The 18,248-nt window shown below is 37.9% G+C and carries 23 protein-coding genes; 17 read left to right on the plus strand and 6 right to left on the minus strand.

Features of this window, described 5'->3' with window-relative positions; translation table 11 throughout:
- Nucleotides 1-143: 143 nt before the first annotated feature.
- On the plus strand, nucleotides 144-1,259 hold the full coding sequence (gene spoIIP, locus MUB24_RS10045; protein WP_244703638.1) for a stage II sporulation protein P: 1,116 nt from the start codon (nucleotides 144-146) through the stop codon (nucleotides 1,257-1,259).
- 189 nt (nucleotides 1,260-1,448) lie between these two features.
- On the opposite strand, the gene lexA is transcribed toward spoIIP, so the two are convergent.
- Nucleotides 1,449-2,072 (minus strand): transcriptional repressor LexA, encoded by a 624-nt coding sequence (lexA, locus tag MUB24_RS10050; RefSeq protein ID WP_244703641.1) that lies wholly within the window; start codon nucleotides 2,070-2,072, stop codon nucleotides 1,449-1,451.
- 156 nt (nucleotides 2,073-2,228) lie between these two features.
- Here lexA and yneA point away from each other — a divergent pair, with 156 nt between their 5' ends.
- The 7 genes from yneA (at nucleotide 2,229) to MUB24_RS10085 (ending at nucleotide 7,689) form a co-directional block, all read left to right on the plus strand.
- Nucleotides 2,229-2,552 (plus strand): cell division suppressor protein YneA, encoded by a 324-nt coding sequence (yneA, locus tag MUB24_RS10055; RefSeq protein ID WP_244703643.1) that lies wholly within the window; start codon nucleotides 2,229-2,231, stop codon nucleotides 2,550-2,552.
- A gap of 12 nt (nucleotides 2,553-2,564) precedes the next feature.
- Nucleotides 2,565-3,239, plus strand: a complete 675-nt coding sequence (locus MUB24_RS10060) for a YneB family resolvase-like protein (protein ID WP_244703644.1) — start codon at nucleotides 2,565-2,567, stop codon at nucleotides 3,237-3,239.
- 77 nt (nucleotides 3,240-3,316) lie between these two features.
- Nucleotides 3,317-3,550 carry a DUF896 domain-containing protein gene (locus MUB24_RS10065; protein ID WP_244703645.1) on the plus strand — a complete coding sequence of 78 codons (234 nt, stop codon included), beginning with the start codon at nucleotides 3,317-3,319 and terminating at the stop codon, nucleotides 3,548-3,550.
- 100 nt (nucleotides 3,551-3,650) lie between these two features.
- Nucleotides 3,651-5,657 carry a transketolase gene (gene tkt / locus MUB24_RS10070; protein WP_244703646.1) on the plus strand — a complete coding sequence of 669 codons (2,007 nt, stop codon included), beginning with the start codon at nucleotides 3,651-3,653 and terminating at the stop codon, nucleotides 5,655-5,657.
- 235 nt (nucleotides 5,658-5,892) lie between these two features.
- Nucleotides 5,893-6,330: a sporulation inhibitor of replication protein SirA gene (gene sirA / locus MUB24_RS10075; RefSeq protein WP_244703647.1), complete on the plus strand. Its 438-nt coding sequence runs from the start codon at nucleotides 5,893-5,895 to the stop codon at nucleotides 6,328-6,330.
- Nucleotides 6,331-6,403: 73 nt separating this feature from the next.
- Entirely contained in the window at nucleotides 6,404-6,622 is a 219-nt protein-coding gene (locus MUB24_RS10080) for a YneF family protein (RefSeq protein ID WP_158323652.1), read from the plus strand.
- A 356-nt stretch (nucleotides 6,623-6,978) separates the two neighbouring features.
- The gene (locus MUB24_RS10085) at nucleotides 6,979-7,689 is read left to right on the plus strand and encodes a cytochrome c biogenesis CcdA family protein (RefSeq protein WP_244703648.1); all 711 of its coding nucleotides are present in this window, start codon (nucleotides 6,979-6,981) and stop codon (nucleotides 7,687-7,689) included.
- Between the two features lie 58 nt (nucleotides 7,690-7,747).
- Here the strand turns inward: MUB24_RS10085 and MUB24_RS10090 are convergent, their stop codons facing one another.
- Both MUB24_RS10090 and MUB24_RS10095 read right to left on the minus strand, forming a co-directional pair.
- The gene (locus tag MUB24_RS10090; RefSeq protein ID WP_244703649.1) at nucleotides 7,748-8,173 is read right to left on the minus strand and encodes a DUF2621 domain-containing protein; all 426 of its coding nucleotides are present in this window, start codon (nucleotides 8,171-8,173) and stop codon (nucleotides 7,748-7,750) included.
- 382 nt (nucleotides 8,174-8,555) lie between these two features.
- On the minus strand, nucleotides 8,556-8,771 hold the full coding sequence (locus tag MUB24_RS10095) for a hypothetical protein (RefSeq protein WP_244703650.1): 216 nt from the start codon (nucleotides 8,769-8,771) through the stop codon (nucleotides 8,556-8,558).
- Between the two features lie 263 nt (nucleotides 8,772-9,034).
- Between MUB24_RS10095 and MUB24_RS10100 the strand changes: the two genes are divergently transcribed.
- Both MUB24_RS10100 and MUB24_RS10105 read left to right on the plus strand, forming a co-directional pair.
- Nucleotides 9,035-9,793 carry a 3D domain-containing protein gene (locus MUB24_RS10100; RefSeq protein WP_244703652.1) on the plus strand — a complete coding sequence of 253 codons (759 nt, stop codon included), beginning with the start codon at nucleotides 9,035-9,037 and terminating at the stop codon, nucleotides 9,791-9,793.
- A 300-nt stretch (nucleotides 9,794-10,093) separates the two neighbouring features.
- Nucleotides 10,094-10,735, plus strand: coding sequence for a lytic transglycosylase domain-containing protein (locus MUB24_RS10105; protein WP_396426728.1), 642 nt, complete (start codon nucleotides 10,094-10,096; stop codon nucleotides 10,733-10,735).
- A gap of 47 nt (nucleotides 10,736-10,782) precedes the next feature.
- Here the strand turns inward: MUB24_RS10105 and MUB24_RS10110 are convergent, their stop codons facing one another.
- On the minus strand, nucleotides 10,783-11,046 hold the full coding sequence (locus tag MUB24_RS10110) for a GlsB/YeaQ/YmgE family stress response membrane protein (RefSeq protein WP_244703654.1): 264 nt from the start codon (nucleotides 11,044-11,046) through the stop codon (nucleotides 10,783-10,785).
- Between the two features lie 398 nt (nucleotides 11,047-11,444).
- Here MUB24_RS10110 and acnA point away from each other — a divergent pair, with 398 nt between their 5' ends.
- From acnA to MUB24_RS10145, 7 genes are all read left to right on the plus strand, one after another.
- Nucleotides 11,445-14,162 carry an aconitate hydratase AcnA gene (acnA, locus tag MUB24_RS10115; RefSeq protein ID WP_244703656.1) on the plus strand — a complete coding sequence of 906 codons (2,718 nt, stop codon included), beginning with the start codon at nucleotides 11,445-11,447 and terminating at the stop codon, nucleotides 14,160-14,162.
- Nucleotides 14,163-14,391: 229 nt separating this feature from the next.
- On the plus strand, nucleotides 14,392-14,520 hold the full coding sequence (locus tag MUB24_RS10120; RefSeq protein ID WP_244703659.1) for an FbpB family small basic protein: 129 nt from the start codon (nucleotides 14,392-14,394) through the stop codon (nucleotides 14,518-14,520).
- Nucleotides 14,521-14,578: 58 nt separating this feature from the next.
- The gene (locus tag MUB24_RS10125) at nucleotides 14,579-14,722 is read left to right on the plus strand and encodes an acid-soluble spore protein N (RefSeq protein WP_244703662.1); all 144 of its coding nucleotides are present in this window, start codon (nucleotides 14,579-14,581) and stop codon (nucleotides 14,720-14,722) included.
- A 32-nt stretch (nucleotides 14,723-14,754) separates the two neighbouring features.
- The gene (gene tlp / locus MUB24_RS10130; protein ID WP_313898440.1) at nucleotides 14,755-14,994 is read left to right on the plus strand and encodes a small acid-soluble spore protein Tlp; all 240 of its coding nucleotides are present in this window, start codon (nucleotides 14,755-14,757) and stop codon (nucleotides 14,992-14,994) included.
- A 324-nt stretch (nucleotides 14,995-15,318) separates the two neighbouring features.
- A complete protein-coding gene (locus MUB24_RS10135) occupies nucleotides 15,319-15,759 on the plus strand; it encodes an acyl-CoA thioesterase (protein WP_244703664.1) in 441 nt (146 codons plus the stop codon).
- On the plus strand, nucleotides 15,760-16,068 hold the full coding sequence (locus MUB24_RS10140; RefSeq protein ID WP_244703666.1) for a hypothetical protein: 309 nt from the start codon (nucleotides 15,760-15,762) through the stop codon (nucleotides 16,066-16,068).
- 26 nt (nucleotides 16,069-16,094) lie between these two features.
- Nucleotides 16,095-16,382 (plus strand): HesB/YadR/YfhF family protein, encoded by a 288-nt coding sequence (locus tag MUB24_RS10145; protein ID WP_244703667.1) that lies wholly within the window; start codon nucleotides 16,095-16,097, stop codon nucleotides 16,380-16,382.
- 60 nt (nucleotides 16,383-16,442) lie between these two features.
- Here the strand turns inward: MUB24_RS10145 and MUB24_RS10150 are convergent, their stop codons facing one another.
- Together MUB24_RS10150 and plsY are read right to left on the minus strand one after the other, a co-directional pair.
- The gene (locus tag MUB24_RS10150; RefSeq protein WP_244703669.1) at nucleotides 16,443-17,576 is read right to left on the minus strand and encodes a CapA family protein; all 1,134 of its coding nucleotides are present in this window, start codon (nucleotides 17,574-17,576) and stop codon (nucleotides 16,443-16,445) included.
- 40 nt (nucleotides 17,577-17,616) lie between these two features.
- The gene (gene plsY / locus MUB24_RS10155) at nucleotides 17,617-18,198 is read right to left on the minus strand and encodes a glycerol-3-phosphate 1-O-acyltransferase PlsY (protein WP_244703671.1); all 582 of its coding nucleotides are present in this window, start codon (nucleotides 18,196-18,198) and stop codon (nucleotides 17,617-17,619) included.
- Nucleotides 18,199-18,248: the final 50 nt, after the last annotated feature.

Below are 18,248 nucleotides of genomic sequence, written 5' to 3' on the forward strand. Positions count from 1 at the left end.
ACCCTCTAGTTAAAACAAAAACCTTGAGATAGAATTTCTCAAGGTTTTTTCTTTTTTCTAAATCCTCTTGTAAATCTCCTCATAATCTAGCAAATTCTTTCATAAAGTTTAGTAAAGCCAAATTTTATAAAGGACTGAAATCAATGTTTCGATTTGCAGCAAAATCTTCCTTAACCATCATCGCTATATTCTGTCTCACTTCTGCCATCGCCTTTTCTAGTATTAAAGTGAGCTTTTTATCATTTTTAGGAAATGATTTTTCAAAAACAGAATCATTTTTATACATTATGAGTCTTGAAAATCATTCTCTTTCATCTGTTTTATCTGCTCAAAAGGAACGCTCCTTGGGAGAAGTGGCATTAGAGTTCATGACCAATATAAATTTGACGGATATGAAGACTTTCTTAATTACTGAAATTCCTGGCTTACGAGCCGTTACGCCGCAAATTTTGATCGCAGGCGAGGGGACGGATTTTACAAATCTTCCTATTGAATCCCCACCACCTAAAGACTTTAATTACTGGGAAGACGAGAACGACAACAAACAAGAAGAAAAAAACAAGAGCGAAAAAGATGATAATGAAAAAACAGAAGAAGATCTAACGCAGGATTACAAAGTTTATATCTATCATACTCATACATATGAGTCCTTTTTCTCTATGGTTCCGAATGCGAAGGAGGCGAATGAGGCTTTCCATAGAGAAAAAAATGTGACGGTGTTAGGAAAACGATTAAGCGAAAAACTAAAGGAAAAGGGAATCAATACATTAGTTGAAAATAGGGATGTTCAAGCTTTGTTGAACGAAAGAAATATGCAGTACTCCCAATCATATGTGGCCTCAAGAGAAGTGGCAGTGGAAGCACTGAATCAAAATAAGGGGATCGACCTCGTCTTTGATATTCACCGTGATGCGGCTCGTAAAGATGCTACGACGACTGAAATAGATGGTAAATCTTATGCTAAAGTAATGTTTGTCGTTGGAACGGGTCATGCCCATTCCGACAAAAATTTGGACTTTGCCAATGAATTACACCAACTTCTAAAGGAAAAGTACCAAGGTGTTTCAAGGGGAGTTATTAAAAAGCCAAAAACGAATGGAAGTAATGGAATCTATAATCAGGATCTTGCTGAGAAATCAATCGTCATGGAAATTGGCGGAATCGATAATACCGTCGAGGAACTAAACCGAACAGTCGACGCACTAGCAGAAGTGATCAGTGATTATTATTGGGGAGAAGCCGTTGAAACAAGTAAGTAAGAAAAGCGCAAGGCGCCTGTTTAGGGGATGAACGGCTAAGTTCGCGCCGTCCTGGCGCAACGCCGTTCTGACCCGCATCGTGCGGGCCTAACGGCTAAAGGCGCGATGTCAATCGCCACGCCGTTCTGACCAGCATCGTGCGGGATCTAAATAAGCCTTAACTATTAGATCCAGTTAAGGCTTTTGGGCTTAATGAACGATGTTTCGATAGAGTCCAATCACTTTCCCTAAAATAGAAACATCTTTTAAAATGATTGGTTCCATACTTGAGTTTTCCGGTTGAAGGCGAAAATAGTCTTTCTCTTTAAAAAACCTTTTGACAGTTGCTTCATTTTCCGCTGTCATTGCAACAACGATATCATTATTACTTGCTGTCTGCTGTTGTCGAACAATCACATAATCTCCATCTAAAATACCTGCTTCAATCATGCTTTCGCCAACGATTTCAAGCATAAATACTTGCTCATCATCAGGTACCAATTGTTCAGGAAGAGGAAAATATTCCTCAATATTTTCAATGGCCGAAATCGGTAATCCGGCTGTTACTTTCCCTACAATGGGAACATTAATTGTTTTCTGACGAGGAATATTGTCTTCCTCTAACTGTAAAACTTCAATGGCTCTGGGTTTAGTCGGGTCACGTCTAATTAAACCTTTCTTTTCAAGTCTAGCCAGATGCCCATGAACAGTAGAGCTTGATGCTAATCCAACGGCATGTCCAATTTCACGAACGGATGGTGGATATCCTTTGCTTTTCACTTCACTTTTAATGAAATTCAAAATATCTTGTTGTCTCTTAGATAATTTTTCCAATTAATTCACTCTCCCTTTCCAATATTACCTAATTTTTATTATAACATGAAAACACAAAGTCAACAAACGTAGGTTCGAAAAATCGTTGACAACAAACTTTTGTTCTTATATAATGTTTTTACACACGAACAAATATTCTAAAAGGGGTGCTAGAGTATGTCTTATTTGTGGAGAAGGTTTTCATTCATAATCGTATTTATATCCATTATTTTTGTTATGGGAATGTATATTTTATATCATGATGCAACTGCTGATCAAACCAATATAACCATTACGGTTCAGGACGGAGAATCATTGTGGTCTATTTCTGAACAATATGCAAAGGCCATCGGAATACCTACATCAAAGTTTGTCCATTTAATTGAAAAGGAAAATCAACTGTATGGTCAGGTTATTAAAAGTGGTGACCAAATTGTGATACCAGGTGAATATATAAAATCTTCACCTTCTGAAGTAAAATTTGCAATGGAAGAAAAATAAGGAGTGTTAATCGTGAAAGCCGTCATTTATTGCAGAGTAAGCACGGAAAAAGACACACAGGTAACCTCACTCCAACGTCAGCAAGAGGAATTAGTTGTTGCCGCAAAAAAATGGAATTTAGAAGTACATTCCGTCATTTGTGATCAAGCGAGTGGTTATGATTTAGAAAGGTCAGGTATTTTAAACCTGTTAGAGCGAATAAAATATGAAAATATTGAGGCTGTGCTCATTCAAGATGAAACGAGATTAGGAAGAGGAAATGCGAAAATTGCCTTACTGCATTGCTTGATGAAAGAAAATGTAAAAGTTTTTAATCTATCACAAAATGGGGAGCTCCAGCTATCTGAGGCAGATTCGATGGTTCTCAATATTTTAAGTATTGTGGAGGAATATCAACGAACCTTACATAATTTAAAAATAAAAAGAGGGATGAAAAGGGCTGTTGAAAAAGGTTATCGTCCAGAAAATAATTTAAAGCATCGAGGAAATATCGATGGTCGAGAGAGAAAGGTAGTTCCAATCGAGGAAATTGTGAAGCTAAGGCAGAATAAATTGACTTTTGCTGAAATAGCGGCAACGTTAAGAGGGTTTGGTTATGATATCTCGAAAGCAACGGTACATAGGAGATATCAGGAATATATCGAACAATTAGAAACAGAAGCAAAGCCGCAGCATTCCGCTGATTAGGGGGGCAGATCATTTGTGATCTGTGCCTTTTTTTAGTAGGATAATACCAATTAGGCAGAATGTAAAGGAGTTTTCCTATGCTACCAAAGGATAAAATACAAAGAATCAATCAATTGGCCAAAAAAGCAAAAGCAACAGGATTAACGAATGAAGAAGCGAAAGAACAATCTACGCTTCGTGCTGAATATTTAAAGCAATTTCGCTCATCAATGAGGAAAACTATTGAAAACGTGCGCGTTTTTGATCGTGAAGGAGAAGATGTTACACCTGAAAAAGTAAAAAAGATCCAAGAAAGAAGGAAGCTACACTAGTTTCCGTTCGATATTTATTCGACTTTTCTAACTACTATTTAATGCAAGTTTTTCAAAATATGGTAGAATAAAGACAGATTGTTGGAAAGGAAGTTGAGATATGTTTACGAAAGAAGATCAATTAGCAGTCAATACAATCCGAACATTGTCCATTGATGCCATTGAAAAGGCTAATTCTGGACATCCAGGTTTACCAATGGGGGCAGCTCCGATGGCCTATACGCTATGGACCCGGTTTATGGATCATAATCCCAAAAATCCTGCTTGGTTTAATCGTGATCGCTTTGTTTTATCAGCAGGCCATGGCTCGATGTTGCTTTATAGTTTATTACATCTATCAGGTTATGGGGTAGAAATAGAAGACCTCAAGAATTTTCGCCAATGGGGCAGTAGAACACCTGGACATCCAGAATTCGGCCATACTCCTGGGGTGGAAGCAACTACAGGTCCACTAGGGCAAGGGATCGCGATGGCTGTTGGAATGGCGATGGCTGAGAAACATTTAGCTGCTACGTATAATAAAGATGATTATAATGTGGTGGATCATTATACATATGCCTTATGTGGAGATGGCGATTTAATGGAAGGTGTATCCTCTGAAGCAGCCTCTCTTGCCGGACATTTGAAATTAGGGAAAATGATCTTACTATATGATTCCAATGACATCACTCTTGATGGTGAGCTTGATAAGTCTTTCTCTGAGAATGTAGGGGAGCGATTTAAAGCATATGGCTGGCAATATTTAAGGGTTGAAGATGGAAATAATATGGAAGAAATCGCTAATGCTCTGGAAGCGGCTAAAGCGGAGGTCTCTAAACCGACCTTGATTGAAGTGAAGACCATCATTGGCTATGGCTCTCCGAATAAATCAGGGAAATCAGATGTTCACGGTAAACCATTAGGTGAAGATGAAATGAAATTAACGAAGGAATATTATAAATGGACGTATGAGGAAGATTTCTATGTTCCTTCTGAAGTCTATCAATTATTCGAAAAAACAATTATTCAAAATGGACAGGAGAAAGAAGCTGAGTGGGAAAATCTTTTAGCGAAATATAAAGAAGCCCATCCAGAATTAGCTAGCCAATTTGAACAAGCAATAGCTGGAAAGCTTCCTGAAAATTGGGATCAAGAGATTCCTGTATATGAGGAAGGGAAAAGCTTGGCAACAAGGGTAGCAAGCAGTGAAGTTCTAAATGCGATTGCTAAAAATAATCCTAGTCTGATTGGTGGAGCAGCTGACTTGGCAGGTTCTAATAACACGATGATCTCTGGTTCCGCAGACTATAGTGCAGACGACTATTCTGGAAGAAACATATGGTTTGGTGTAAGAGAATTCGGAATGGGCGCAGCCATGAATGGAATGGTTCTACATGGTGGATTAAACGTCTTTGGCGGAACCTTCTTCGTGTTCTCTGATTATTTACGTCCTGCTATCCGACTTGCTGCCTTAATGGAATTGCCGGTTACCTATGTCTTTACACATGATAGTATTGCGGTTGGGGAAGATGGGCCGACCCATGAACCAATCGAACAGCTTGCTTCTTTACGCGCGATGCCTGGACTTTCTGTGATTAGACCGGCAGATGGCAATGAAACAGCAGCCGCTTGGCGTACGGCGTTAAAAACAAAGCATCAGCCAACTGCTTTAGTCTTAACAAGACAGAACCTCCCAACATTAGCAGGAACGATTACAGGGGCTGCCGATGGCGTAGACAAAGGAGCGTATGTGGTTTCTCAAGCAAAAGGGAAGGATGTTGATCTGCTGTTGTTGGCAAGCGGCTCCGAAGTGAGTTTGGCAGTGGAAGCCCAACAAGCATTATCAGATAAAGGAATTCAAGCATCTGTTATTAGTATGCCTTCATGGGATCGTTTTGAAAAACAATCGCAGGACTATAAAGAGTCTGTTCTTCCTTCATCAGTAAAAAAACGCCTAGCTATTGAAATGGGATCCTCCTTTGGATGGGAGAGATATACTGGTGATGAGGGAACTGTGCTCGGAATCGATCGTTTCGGGGCTTCGGCACCAGGTGAAAAAGTAATGGCAGAATATGGATTTACGGTTGAAAATGTAGTCGCTCAAGCAGAAAAATTATTGAATCGCTAATTTGGATGAAAAAAGAGAGGGTTTTTTCCTCTCTTTTTATTTTTTTGTAAAAAAAGCAGGAAGAAATTAGCTACTCATAGAAAACATAAAGTGAAACCTCAATCAGTGGGGGCTTACTGCCAGTTAAGTCGGGATAAATAAATCAAAAGTTTTTGTGAATGTAACAGTATTAGACAAAAAATTTATATGACCTCGTCTACAATAGAACAAAAACAAGGCTGAGGAGTGAAGGATTATGAGAATCTATTTGATTTATTTAATAGAGGATGAATTTGCTGAATATTTTTATGGCCGAGAAAGTAAGATTGTCGAACTTTTCAAAGCAGAAAGGCGGTCAAATGGCGATTTATTAGAAATTATCAGAAAGCAAATTAACTACATAACAAGACCGTTACCTTATTTAGATCTTCATAAGCATTTATCACACTCAGTAGAAAAAAGAGAATTTTTTATCAAAGGAAAATCGTACTGTAAGGAATATGCCAATAAAAAGGATGGGGCGGAATTAACGATTGAAGAACGATTTATACACTTGAAAGCTTGGGGTGGATATGACAGTGAATCAAGCTTTTTTGAAGTTTTACGTAAATTTGATGGTAGATTTCTAGCGATGGATATGAAACATAATCATTACGGATGGGTTAAGCCAATTAAAGAAAGAAAATATGTATGAAATGGGGAATCTATTGTATAATATTCAGGGATTTAGTAAACTGAATGGTAGACAACTTGAAGGAGGATAACCTATGTGGTGGCAATTTGTGTTAACGGGCTTTTTATGCCTATTGGGAGGACTCGCCCTCGGCTTTTTCATCGCCCGAAAATATATGATGGATTATTTAAAGAAAAATCCACCAATCAATGAGCAAATGTTAAAAATGATGATGATGCAAATGGGGATGAAACCATCTCAAAAGAAAATCAATCAAATGATGAATGCGATGAATAAACAAATGGACAAGTAACCCTTGATTCTGACAGGTTTTACAGGTATCCATTATTTGAAATTACGAAAACTTAAAACTTTAGATTAATCCTTCACAAGATTTTTTCCTTGACTGGATTAATCTTTCCAAAACCACTTTTTCTGTTAGACAGATTCAGCAGAGAGCGTGGTTTTTGTGCTTTTAAAAGGTTGAATTCAGGAATGTATCTACAATAGATGGAGGAATTATAATGGCCTTTTTGCTCATTGTCATACGGGAAGTGTTCATAAGTTTGTAACGATTGTTTTTTTTCATAGAAGATTCCGATCATCCCTATCCCGTTGAAAGGGATTATTTGTTAGAATGGTAACAAATCATTATGGGAGTTGCATGTTATGTCCGGTGATATTAATTTGTTTCTAGCTTTTGGTGCAGGTTTTTTAAGCTTTATCTCCCCCTGCTGTTTACCTTTATATCCTGCATTTTTATCGTATATTACGGGAATGTCTGTAAGTGAAATAAAAAGCGAAAATGCGATGTTTAAGCGCCGCAGCATGTTGCATACGCTTTTCTTCTTACTAGGTTTTTCGATTATTTTCATTGTCCTTGGCTTTGGTTCTTCTTTCATAGGCAATTTTTTTAGGACATATCAAGACCTCATTAGGCAAGTTGGTGCCATTTTCATTGTGTTTTTTGGTTTAGTGGTCACTGGAGTGATTTCCTTTGATTTTATGATGAAGGAAAGACGTTTTGAGTTTAAAAATCGACCAGCAGGCTATCTTGGTTCTTCCTTAATTGGGATGGCATTTGCGGCTGGCTGGACACCTTGCACAGGTCCAATCCTTGGAATTGTTTTTGGACTAATTGCAACAAATCCGAGTGCGGGGGTAGTGTATATGATTGCCTATACACTCGGCTTCGCGATTCCTTTCTTTATTCTATCCTTTTTTATTGGCAGAATGAACTGGATCCGGAAACATAATGTGAAAATCATGAAAATTGGCGGCATTATTATGATTTTCATCGGAATATTGCTTTTCTTTGATGGATTGACCTATATAACAGGACTTTTTCAATTACTATTCGGTGATTTCGTAGGGTTTTAGTTGTATAAAGAAAAAATAGGTTTGATTCAAACCTATTTTTTCTTTGGAGGTGATACAGCTAAAAAAAATGTTCATATGGGGCGATATCAATATTTAATTGTTCTAGTTTTTTTCTTAGAAATTTATGGTCGCGTTTAGGGGTTGCGAGGATATATCCTCTAATCAACACATCTAGATCAATCTTTTTGACTTTTTCTTGCAAGGCGATTTCCCCAATTTTCCCAGCAATTTTTTGCCTTGCAACATCTCGGAATAACTCGGGTACCGGGCTGACTAGTTCATCAAGCAGAGCTTTTTTATCTGGTGTCCATAGTTTCTTTGTTTGTCTGACAAAATGCTCTTCCCAATCGAGATCGGATTTCCCATCCTCTTTGGGAAGGCGTTTAAGAAACTTTCTAAACATAAAAAATCCACCTATCCCCATTAAGGTGATCAAGATAATAACCCAGAAGAGTATAAACCATAAAAACCAACCGTGAAGCATGTTTTCACCCCTTACAAAAATCGTTACTTCTTTTTATACATTATATCGAATCCAAAATTATAAAAACAAGCACTTAGATTTTGCTTTCTAATGATTGTGAACAAAAAAATTTTAAAAGGCTGTGATTGATTGGAGAAGACATATTATGTAGCAACCTTAATTTTTGCTTGGTTTATTTCTCTGAGCTTACTTGTTTTTTCAGTATTCGCTTTTAAACTCTCCTATTTTGCTTTAGGTCTTCTTATCATCATGATTTGGCTCGCTTCCGTAATCGTGAATGTGTTACTTTATCGAAACGTAGTTGTGAAGTGAAAGAAATCCCTATTTCATCTATTTTCGCACAGATGAAATAGGGATTTTTAACCGTTAGACAAGGAAGTATCTATTGTTTAATAAACGATCTAAACAAGGTGAATAGCCCTTTTAAAATAATGGCTGCTGCGAAAAGCAAGACTAAAATGACCGACATCGTCATTAGGATGCTTGAGACTGGTCCAAGCATGTCTGAGACATTGGGAACAAACAATAAGCCGATCACAGCAAATCCGGCTAAAATACTAGAAAAATAAACCGGGATTTTGCTTTCGAGTAAATTCATTATGATCCCTCCTTGTCATATTTTACGTTCAAATGGATTGGTCGGTGTCGGCGCCAGGAAAGTTTGGGCTTTTTTGGAATGATGGCTTCTTCTGAGTGAGAAAAGGAAGTTCCTTCCATATCTACCAATAAATAAACGAAATTTTTTAGATTGCAATCGGATTGTAAACAAAAGAAAATTGGTTTGTTACTGCATTGTTATAATCCTCTGTTAGGATAAGACCTGTTAGTTAAATAGACTAACAACAAAAAAGGAGGATATGCATGAAAAAGTCTTTAATCGCCCTAGCAGCAGCCGTTACGTTTACCGGTATTGGGATAAATAGCGTATCAGCGGCTACATATGAAGTTCAAGAAGGTGATAGCTTATGGAGTATTTCGCAAAATGAAGGGACAACGGTCGAACAACTAAAAGAGCTAAATAATTTATCTTCCGACGTGATCTTACCTAATCAAACATTAGAACTGGATGCTCCTAGAGCAGAAGAAATATATAAAGTAAAAGCTGGTGATTCTCTTTGGAAAATTGCTAATCATTATCACGTCACGATTCAACAATTAAAAGAATGGAATCAACTCCATTCTGATACGATTCATCCGGGACAAGAACTTACAATACAAGAGAATCATTCAGAAAAAGAGACGAAGCAAGTTCAACAAAAAGTAGAGAAGAAAACGGAACAAGTTTCAACGAAGAAAGCGGAACAAGTCCAGGCTAATCATGAACCCGAAGGAAAAGAGATGACGGTTACCGCTACAGCGTATACAGCCTCATGTAATGGCTGTTCAGGTATAACGGCGACAGGTTTAGATCTTAAAAAGAATCCGAATCAAAAAGTCATTGCCGTTGACCCTAAAGTAATCCCGCTCGGTTCAAAAGTTCATGTAGAAGGATATGGTACGGCTGTTGCTGGAGATACAGGTGGAGCTATTAAAGGAAACAAAATTGATTTGTTTATCCCTTCTAAAGCAGATGCTATCAAATTTGGTGTTCGTACTGTAAAAATTAAAGTGCTTGAATAAAGGTTAGGATTGTCTAAAAGGAGTCATGGTGATGCCTTTTAGACAATCTTTTTTTGAAAGGTAAGAAAGAAAAATTGGCTAATGTTTGGATCTAGCTCCAGGCGCCATCGGCTCGAGGTCAAATAACCTGAGACAATAAAAGTCAAGACCGGACTTTTCTTGTCTCAGAACATTTGCTTGTCGCCGATAGGCGGGCGCCTTGCGCTTTTCTTATTGATTTTTCAAAAGGCTTTATGTAGAGTAGAGTAGGAATAATTCTCTACCAGGTCTTGGTTGGATAAGGATAAGGAGAATGTTTGCTTGAAAAAAGGCCGTAAAAAAGGAATAAATCAAAAGAAATCTCGATCCACTATAAGAAGAATCATCTTAAGTTTTTTACTTATTCCGTTTGTCATGATTCTGTTATTTAGTATTTATATAAGCCATTTATATACAAAAGAGCAAAATGAGGAGAAACCGCTTATACCTGAAGAATTTATCCCTATCTATAAAGCAGCAGAGCAAGAATTCGGCGTTCCTTGGTATTTATTAGCCGCTCATCATCGAGTCGAGACCATTTTTTCCACGATGGATCCTATGTTATCACCGGCTGGGGCAGAAGGCCCGATGCAGTTTATGCCTTGTACTTTTGTAGGCTGGTCCCATCCAAGCTGTGAAGGATTAGGAAAAGGGGAGATTCCGGATGAGGATAAAATGAATCCAGCCATTATAAAAAAATATAACGGATATGGAATAGATGCGAATGGGGATGGGAAGGCAGATCCTTGGGATATTGAGGATGCTATTTTTAGCGCCGCTAATTTTTTGGCGCATTCTGGTGCAGCGGATGGAGAAGTGGATAAGGCCGTCTTTGCTTATAATCACAGTGACCAATATGTTGAAGATGTTCTTTATTATATGGAATTATATAAAGAAAAATACGAAAACAAAGTTTCTCAATAATTTTTTATAATCAAAAACGGGAGAATGACTCTCCCGTTTTTAACTTGTTACGTATTGTTTTTACCTCTAGCAACAGCGCCAAGAATCAAACTTAAAACAAAAACAAGAATCAATGATCCAATTAAGGCTGGAATAATAGCCATGCCTGCCAATTGCGGTCCCCAGTCTCCAAACAGGGCGCCTCCTATCCAAGCTCCAACAATTCCTGCAATAATATTTCCAATAATTCCTCCAGGAACATCTTTTCCAAGAATTAAACTTGCAATCCAGCCAATAATTCCACCAATGATTAGGTATAACAAAAAGGTCATTATCACTCATCTCCTTAGAATTAATGATTTTTTATCAAGCTTGCTTTTATTATTACCGATCGTACTCACGATAAACATTATAGAAAATTTTGAATAATTTTACCTTGGACATACTGGATGCTACTTTCTTTCAAGGAATACCTGTAGCTGTAGAATGGGATAGTATAACCCGAATAGTTCATTTTTATTTTCTTCTCCTTATTTTTTTGATATGATGGTTGATGGATTATAGAATGCTAGTTTTTGAATAGGATAAGTAATTTTTATTGGAAACCATAACTTTCTTAATATTTACTTATAACGATAATTATTATAAGATAGTATTGAGTAAAGGTTAGCGAATTCAAACCGCGTCATTGGAAATTTGGTTTGATTTATTAGGAGATGGGGGTTTTTTTATGGGATTACAATCCAAAAATGATGTTTTTAAGGCCCGTTCATCATTCGAATTGAACGGCAAACGGTATCACTACTATCGCTTATCCGCCTTAGAGGAAGCAGGTGTCGCAAAAGTAGGACGCCTACCATATTCGATTAAAGTTTTATTAGAATCTGTACTCCGGCAAATGGATGGACGAGTGATTCAAAAAACTCATGTTGAAGATTTAGCAAAATGGGCGGAAGATAGTAAAAATGATGGGGAAGTTCCATTTAAGCCTTCCCGCGTTATTTTGCAAGACTTTACAGGAGTTCCTGCTGTCGTCGATCTTGCTTCACTTAGAAAAGCAATGTCTGACATGGGTGGAGATGCTGAAAAAATTAATCCAGAAATTCCGGTTGACTTAGTGATTGACCACTCTGTTCAGGTTGACTCCTATGGAACACCAGAAGCTCTGCAAACGAATATGGATTTTGAATTCGAAAGAAATGCTGAACGATATGAATTTTTAAGTTGGGCACAAAAGGCATTTGAAAATTATCGTGCTGTCCCACCTGCAACAGGTATTGTTCACCAAGTGAATCTTGAATATTTAGCTAATGTGGTCCATGCGGTTGAAACGCCAGATGGAGATTTTGAGGCCTATCCTGATACTTTAGTTGGCACTGACTCACATACAACGATGATTAATGGTATTGGCGTACTTGGCTGGGGTGTTGGCGGAATTGAAGCTGAAGCTGGTATGCTTGGTCAGCCATCTTATTTTCCAATTCCTGAAGTAGTGGGAGTTAAATTAACAGGTGAATTACCGAATGAAGCAACAGCCACTGACCTTGCTTTAAAAGTGACGCAAGTACTTCGATCACACGGGGTAGTGGGGAAATTTGTTGAATTTTACGGTCCAGGAGTTGCTACATTACCATTAGCTGACCGGGCAACGATTGCCAATATGGCACCAGAGTATGGAGCTACATGTGGATTTTTCCCTGTAGATGATGAAACATTAAATTATTTGCACCTTACTGGACGCCCGGAGGAACAAATACAACTTGTTGAAACATATTTAAAACAAAATGATCTATTCTTCACTGTTGATAAAGAGGATCCAGTTTATAAAGATGTTGTCGAGTTAGATTTATCAGAAATCGAAGCGAATCTATCTGGTCCAAAACGACCTCAAGACTTGATTCCACTATCAAAAATGAAAACATCTTTTGAAGATGCTCTTCAAGCACCAGCAGGAAATCAAGGTTTTGGGTTAACAGCAAAAGAAATTGAAAAAGAAGCAACCGTTAAATTTAATAATGGTGACAAAGTCACTATGAAAACAGGTGCTGTAGCTATTGCGGCGATTACAAGCTGTACCAATACCTCGAATCCATACGTGATGCTTGGAGCCGGATTACTCGCGAAAAAAGCGGTCGAAAAAGGTTTGGAAGTGCCGAAGTATGTCAAAACTTCGCTTGCTCCAGGGTCCAAAGTAGTAACGGGTTATTTACGTGATGCTGGCTTAATGCCTTATCTATCAAAACTTGGCTTTGACTTGGTTGGTTATGGATGTACTACATGTATTGGAAACTCTGGTCCTTTAAAAGAAGAAATTGAAAAAGCGATCATGGATAGTGACTTACTTGTTACATCTGTCCTTTCAGGTAACCGTAATTTTGAAGGCCGAATCCATCCACTTGTTAGAGGGAACTATTTAGCATCACCTCCACTAGTTGTTGCTTACGCACTTGCAGGTACAGTTGATATTGATTTGAATCATGAACCGCTTGGAAAAGATAAAGATGGAAATGATGTGTTCATGAAGGATATCTGGCCATCCAAAGAGGAGATAGCTGAGGCTGTACGCAGCACAGTTACACCAGAGCTTTTCCGCAAAGAATATGAACATGTTTTTGATGACAACAAACGGTGGAACGAAATTAAAACAAGTAATGATCCTTTATATAAATGGAATAAAGATTCCACTTATATCCAGAATCCACCGTTCTTTGAAGATTTATCTGATGACCTAGAAACGGTTCAACCACTTACTGGTTTAAGAGTTGTGGGTAAATTTGGGGATTCTGTTACAACAGACCATATTTCTCCAGCAGGGGCGATTGGAAAAGATACTCCAGCAGGAAAATACCTCATTGAAAAAGGTGTAAAACCACGTGACTTTAACTCGTACGGTTCTCGTCGGGGTAACCATGAAGTGATGATGCGTGGAACTTTTGCCAATATTCGGATTCGCAATCAAATTGCTCCAGGTACAGAGGGTGGATTCACAACCTATTGGCCTACAGAAGACATTATCCCTATTTATGATGCTTGCATGCGTTATAAAGAAGAGGGTACCGGTCTTGTTGTACTCGCTGGAAAAGATTATGGTATGGGATCCTCACGTGACTGGGCCGCAAAAGGTACCAATCTTTTAGGAATTAAAACCGTGATTGCGGAAAGTTTTGAGCGAATTCACCGTTCTAATTTAGCGATGATGGGTGTACTTCCACTACAATTCAAAAAAGGTGAAAATGCGGAGACGCTTGGCTTGACTGGAAAAGAAGTCATCAATGTCCATGTGGATGAAAAAGTCAAACCACGTGATATCGTTAAAGTAACAGCCATTTCCGAAGATGGTACGAAGAAAGAATTTGAAGTATTGGTTCGCTTTGATTCGGAAGTAGAAATAGACTACTACCGTAATGGCGGAATTTTACAACTGGTTCTTCGCGGTAAACTAGCTTAAAGATGTTCAGAAAGTCGATAAAAATAGCTGTTATCAGGATGAGGGTCCTCCGCTAAATCTGACCACGTCAACGCGGAAGTCAGTGCATCCCTACAAGTAAGAAAGCACTTTGCAGACAGTTTTTAAGGCAAAGTGTTTTCTTCAGAAAATAAAAAGTTTGAAAATTTGGTTTAGTCAGTTCCTTTTTTGTGAATAGTAGTAAAAAGATACGGTGAAGGAGTGATACATAATGAGAAAAATACGCAGAAAATCTTTTTCGGATCTTGTCCAAGAAAATAAACAAGCTTTGATGAAAGATGCCAAAGCAATTGAAAAAATAGAAACAAAATTGGAAGAAAAGCACTCAAAAAGAGCTTAAATAATCCTCATAAATCTCCCTCTTTCCGTTAAAAATATAACGGAAAGGGGGAGTAGTAATGAGCAAACCAAACAGAAGTCAACAAAACTTTACTCCGGATCATCTTGGAGAAAAAAGTGTGGCAATTGACGCTAATAAAGGAAAAAAGATGGCGAATAAAACGAATAAAAGTCCCGATGTGATTCAAACTAAAGGGGAATAAAAATTTTATCATCCGAGAAGGGGTGTTTTATTGTGGAAAACGATAAGTATCAACCCAAGCCTGATGATCGTAGCGACAATGTGGAAAAACTGCAAGAAATGATTGATAATACGATTGAGAATATGGAAGAAGCAGAAGAAGCGATGGAATTTTCTGAAGGTGAACAAAAAGAAAAAATTTCCGAGAAAAATGAAAGACGGCGTCAAAGTCTCGAAGGTATGCGGGAAGAAATAAAAGACGAGGCGAATGCTCAAGAAAATCGTTATGAATAATATTTAAACCGGCATTTATGCCGGTTTTTTTTGCGGGATAGGAAAGTATAAAAATTGGCTAATGTTTGGATCTAGCTCCAGGCGCCATCGGCTCGAGGTCAAATAACCTGAGACAATAAAAGTCAAGACCGGACTTTTCTTGTCTCAGGTTATTTGCTTGTCGACGATTACGGGCGCCTTGCGCTTTTCTTAAACCCTTTTTCTTTCTAGAAATCAAAAGAATGTGATAGAATTAACATAAGAAAAGGAGCAAAGGCTAAATTCGCGACAACAACCGTAACGCCTTTGTGACCTGATTCTGCAACCCAAAGAAGGTGAAATCATATGTTTATGTCAGAAACAAATATAGAGGTTCGATATGCGGAAACGGATCAAATGGGGATTGTATATCATGCTAATTATCTTATTTGGATGGAAATTGGAAGGACAAAATTAATGGAAGACCTGGGTTTTCATTATACAAAAATGGAGGAGGATGGTATTTTGGCCCCTGTGATTGATATTCAGGTTTCCTATCATCACCCCGTTAAATATGGGGATGATATTACGATTAAAACTTGGATTGAAGATTATAATGGGTTAAGAACAACGTACGGTTATAAAATTTTTTCTAATCATGACAATCTAGTGGTAACTGGATTTTCAAAGCATGTATGCGTCAAAAAAGATACCTTTAAACCCCTTTCTTTACGTAAATTATATCCCGACTGGCACCAAGCCTATTTGAAAGCTAAAAAAGATCCGCATATAGAAGGACTTAAGTAAATGGCCTTCGGAATAACAAAAAAGGAACTCAAACATTGGAAGCAAGAAATTGATCAGGGGAAAATAGCTTTTCTCACTCATTATTGGATAGATGATCGCTTCCCGAACTCTAAGACGGTAACAAAGGTAGGCTGCTCCGACTTGGAAAAGCTTGCAGATTGGGGAAAAAGTCATCAATTAAAAAAGGAATGGATCCATTATAGAATGGATGGTTATTCCCATTTTGATCTACTTGGAGATAAACAGATAGAAATTTTACAAAAGGAAGGCCTGCTTGATCAGGTTTTGTCAAAGATACAGCTTGATTGATGAATAGAGGATGGGAGGTTTTATAAATGAAAATACAACTGACTGACAGAGCAGCTGATTGGTTTGAGTCAGAGATGCATCTACATACAGATGACTATGTCCGTTTTTATGTCCGCTACGGTGGATCAAGCCCCGTGCAGCAAGGCTTTTCATTAGGAGTGAATAAAGAAGAACCAATGGATCCGGGCGTCGAGATGAATAAAAATGGCATCACCTATTTCATTGAAGCTCGAGATATATGGTACTTTGATGGGCATGATCTAGTGGTTGATTATAATGAGAAGCAAGATGAACCGAACTACCAATATCAATAGTATAAAACAGAGCTGTTCCATACAAACCGTTCTACATGAAGGATGGGACAGCTCTGTTTTTTATTTCGGCAGCATAAATTGTTTTATTTCATTGCCTGTTCTGTTGGTCAATCCTTTTTCGTTCGCGTTATCCAATGGGTAGACACGATAGGTACTAGCTTGTTTGCTGGCATTAAAGGTAGGATGAAAGTCAATATTCTCTATCGTTGTATTGCTTTTTGAATCGCTCCCTTTTTTCTTCAGGGTCACTTCAAACATTCCACCGAGATCCTTATACACATTTTCCGTATTCTGCCCGGACAAAAAATTGCCTAAAGAATAAATGACCACACCCTTTGTTCCATCCGCTTTATCGATCCATTCTATCGGTTGTAAAACATGCGGATGAGAACCAAAAATAATATCAGCACCTGCCTCCATCATTTGATGGGCTAGTTGTTTTTGTGTTTGATTTGGCTCACGTTCATATTCCTTTCCCCAATGTAAAGCTAGTAATACGATATCCGCTTTTTCTTTCGCTTCTTTTATATCTTTTTCCATTTGTTTTGGATCGATCAAGCTGACGAGATAATCTTTGCCTTCCGGAATGGGTACTCCATTTGTTCCGTATGAATAAGCCAAGACAGCGATTTGAATCCCTTTTACATTCATTATTCTAATTGTTTTTTTATCTTCCGGGCTTTTAAAGGTTCCTGTATACGGTAATTTTTTTTGTTCGTAATAATCGATCGCACTTAGTATTCCTTTTTCCCCTTTGTCTAGCATATGGTTATTGGCTGTTGTTACCATATCCACGCCAGCCTCCATGAGCGCATCGATGATTTCATGGGGACTATTAAAGGATGGGTAGCTAGAGAGTCCTAATGCCGATCCACCTGGAATAGACTCCTGATTGGCGATTAAGAAATCAGGCTTTTGCAATAAAGAATATACAGGCTTCAGTATCGGCTCAAAATTATACCCATTATTTGTTTTCGCATCATTGTAGACCCTGTCATGAATCAAAATATCACCAATTCCGGCAATTACAGCCTCTGTTTCATATTGTTTTGCCTCATGTGCAAAAGTACTTTGGGAATGCCAAGTCATTTTATATGCAGAGGAGGTGGAATTTTTATAAATCAATAAACCGATACTGACGAAAATCAACAGGGAAAGAATGGATATCGTTATAAACGATATTTTGTTTTTCATACAATCCTCCTTCACATGCAGCCCATGATATAGTTTTAGGTTACAGCCATTTCACTTTTGGTTCTGTTTTATCTCGAATTCTTTTGATATTCGTTCGATGACGTATAATGACAAAAGCGGCAAGGATGGTAACAATGATCATGAGAAAAAGATCTTTTGTAAATAAGGTATATAAGATGGCAAACAACGCGACAATGATGGAGGATAAGGATACATATTTCGAAAGCTTTAAACTAATTAAGAAAACAACAACTAGAGAAACAAAAAGAATGGGGTCATAGCCTAACAAAATCCCCCCCGAAGTGGCAACGGCTTTCCCACCACGAAAACCTGCAAAAAGAGGAAACATATGCCCAATTACAGCAAAAATCCCCGAAATTAACGGATGGAGATCACTTCCAAACATAAACGGAAGGAAAATAGTGAATGTCCCTTTCAATATATCTACTAAAACAACGACCGATCCTGCTCTTTTCCCCAATGTACGAAATGAATTCGTTGCTCCTAAATTTCCACTTCCATGTTCTCTTATATCTATTCCATAAAATACTTTTCCAACAATCAACCCAGAAGGGATCGATCCGATCACATAAGCGATTAAAAGTATGAAAACATATTGCATAAGCGTGGCTCCTTTTTAAAATGCACTTCAGTCTATCCAAAATAGAACAA

The sequence above is a fragment of the Lederbergia sp. NSJ-179 genome (genome assembly GCF_022867885.1).
Taxonomy (GTDB): domain Bacteria; phylum Bacillota; class Bacilli; order Bacillales; family Bacillaceae_C; genus Lederbergia.

Bases quoted from the DNA above. Each gene is read 5' to 3' on its own strand.
- MUB24_RS10100 (WP_244703652.1), top strand. From the start codon at position 9,035: ATGAAAAAGTCTTTAATCGCCCTAGCAGCAGCCGTTACGTTTACCGGT.
- MUB24_RS10125 (WP_244703662.1), top strand. From the start codon at position 14,579: ATGAGCAAACCAAACAGAAGTCAACAAAACTTTACTCCGGATCATCTT.
- MUB24_RS10135 (WP_244703664.1), top strand. From the start codon at position 15,319: ATGTTTATGTCAGAAACAAATATAGAGGTTCGATATGCGGAAACGGAT.
- MUB24_RS10065 (WP_244703645.1), top strand. From the start codon at position 3,317: ATGCTACCAAAGGATAAAATACAAAGAATCAATCAATTGGCCAAAAAA.
- MUB24_RS10150 (WP_244703669.1), bottom strand. From the start codon at position 17,576: ATGAAAAACAAAATATCGTTTATAACGATATCCATTCTTTCCCTGTTG.
- MUB24_RS10110 (WP_244703654.1), bottom strand. From the start codon at position 11,046: ATGACCTTTTTGTTATACCTAATCATTGGTGGAATTATTGGCTGGATT.
- acnA (WP_244703656.1), top strand. From the start codon at position 11,445: ATGGGATTACAATCCAAAAATGATGTTTTTAAGGCCCGTTCATCATTC.
- MUB24_RS10120 (WP_244703659.1), top strand. From the start codon at position 14,392: ATGAGAAAAATACGCAGAAAATCTTTTTCGGATCTTGTCCAAGAAAAT.
- sirA (WP_244703647.1), top strand. From the start codon at position 5,893: ATGAGAATCTATTTGATTTATTTAATAGAGGATGAATTTGCTGAATAT.
- MUB24_RS10095 (WP_244703650.1), bottom strand. From the start codon at position 8,771: ATGAATTTACTCGAAAGCAAAATCCCGGTTTATTTTTCTAGTATTTTA.
- MUB24_RS10085 (WP_244703648.1), top strand. From the start codon at position 6,979: ATGTCCGGTGATATTAATTTGTTTCTAGCTTTTGGTGCAGGTTTTTTA.
- spoIIP (WP_244703638.1), top strand. From the start codon at position 144: ATGTTTCGATTTGCAGCAAAATCTTCCTTAACCATCATCGCTATATTC.
- MUB24_RS10145 (WP_244703667.1), top strand. From the start codon at position 16,095: ATGAAAATACAACTGACTGACAGAGCAGCTGATTGGTTTGAGTCAGAG.
- MUB24_RS10080 (WP_158323652.1), top strand. From the start codon at position 6,404: ATGTGGTGGCAATTTGTGTTAACGGGCTTTTTATGCCTATTGGGAGGA.
- MUB24_RS10140 (WP_244703666.1), top strand. From the start codon at position 15,760: ATGGCCTTCGGAATAACAAAAAAGGAACTCAAACATTGGAAGCAAGAA.
- yneA (WP_244703643.1), top strand. From the start codon at position 2,229: ATGTCTTATTTGTGGAGAAGGTTTTCATTCATAATCGTATTTATATCC.
- plsY (WP_244703671.1), bottom strand. From the start codon at position 18,198: ATGCAATATGTTTTCATACTTTTAATCGCTTATGTGATCGGATCGATC.
- tkt (WP_244703646.1), top strand. From the start codon at position 3,651: ATGTTTACGAAAGAAGATCAATTAGCAGTCAATACAATCCGAACATTG.
- MUB24_RS10090 (WP_244703649.1), bottom strand. From the start codon at position 8,173: ATGCTTCACGGTTGGTTTTTATGGTTTATACTCTTCTGGGTTATTATC.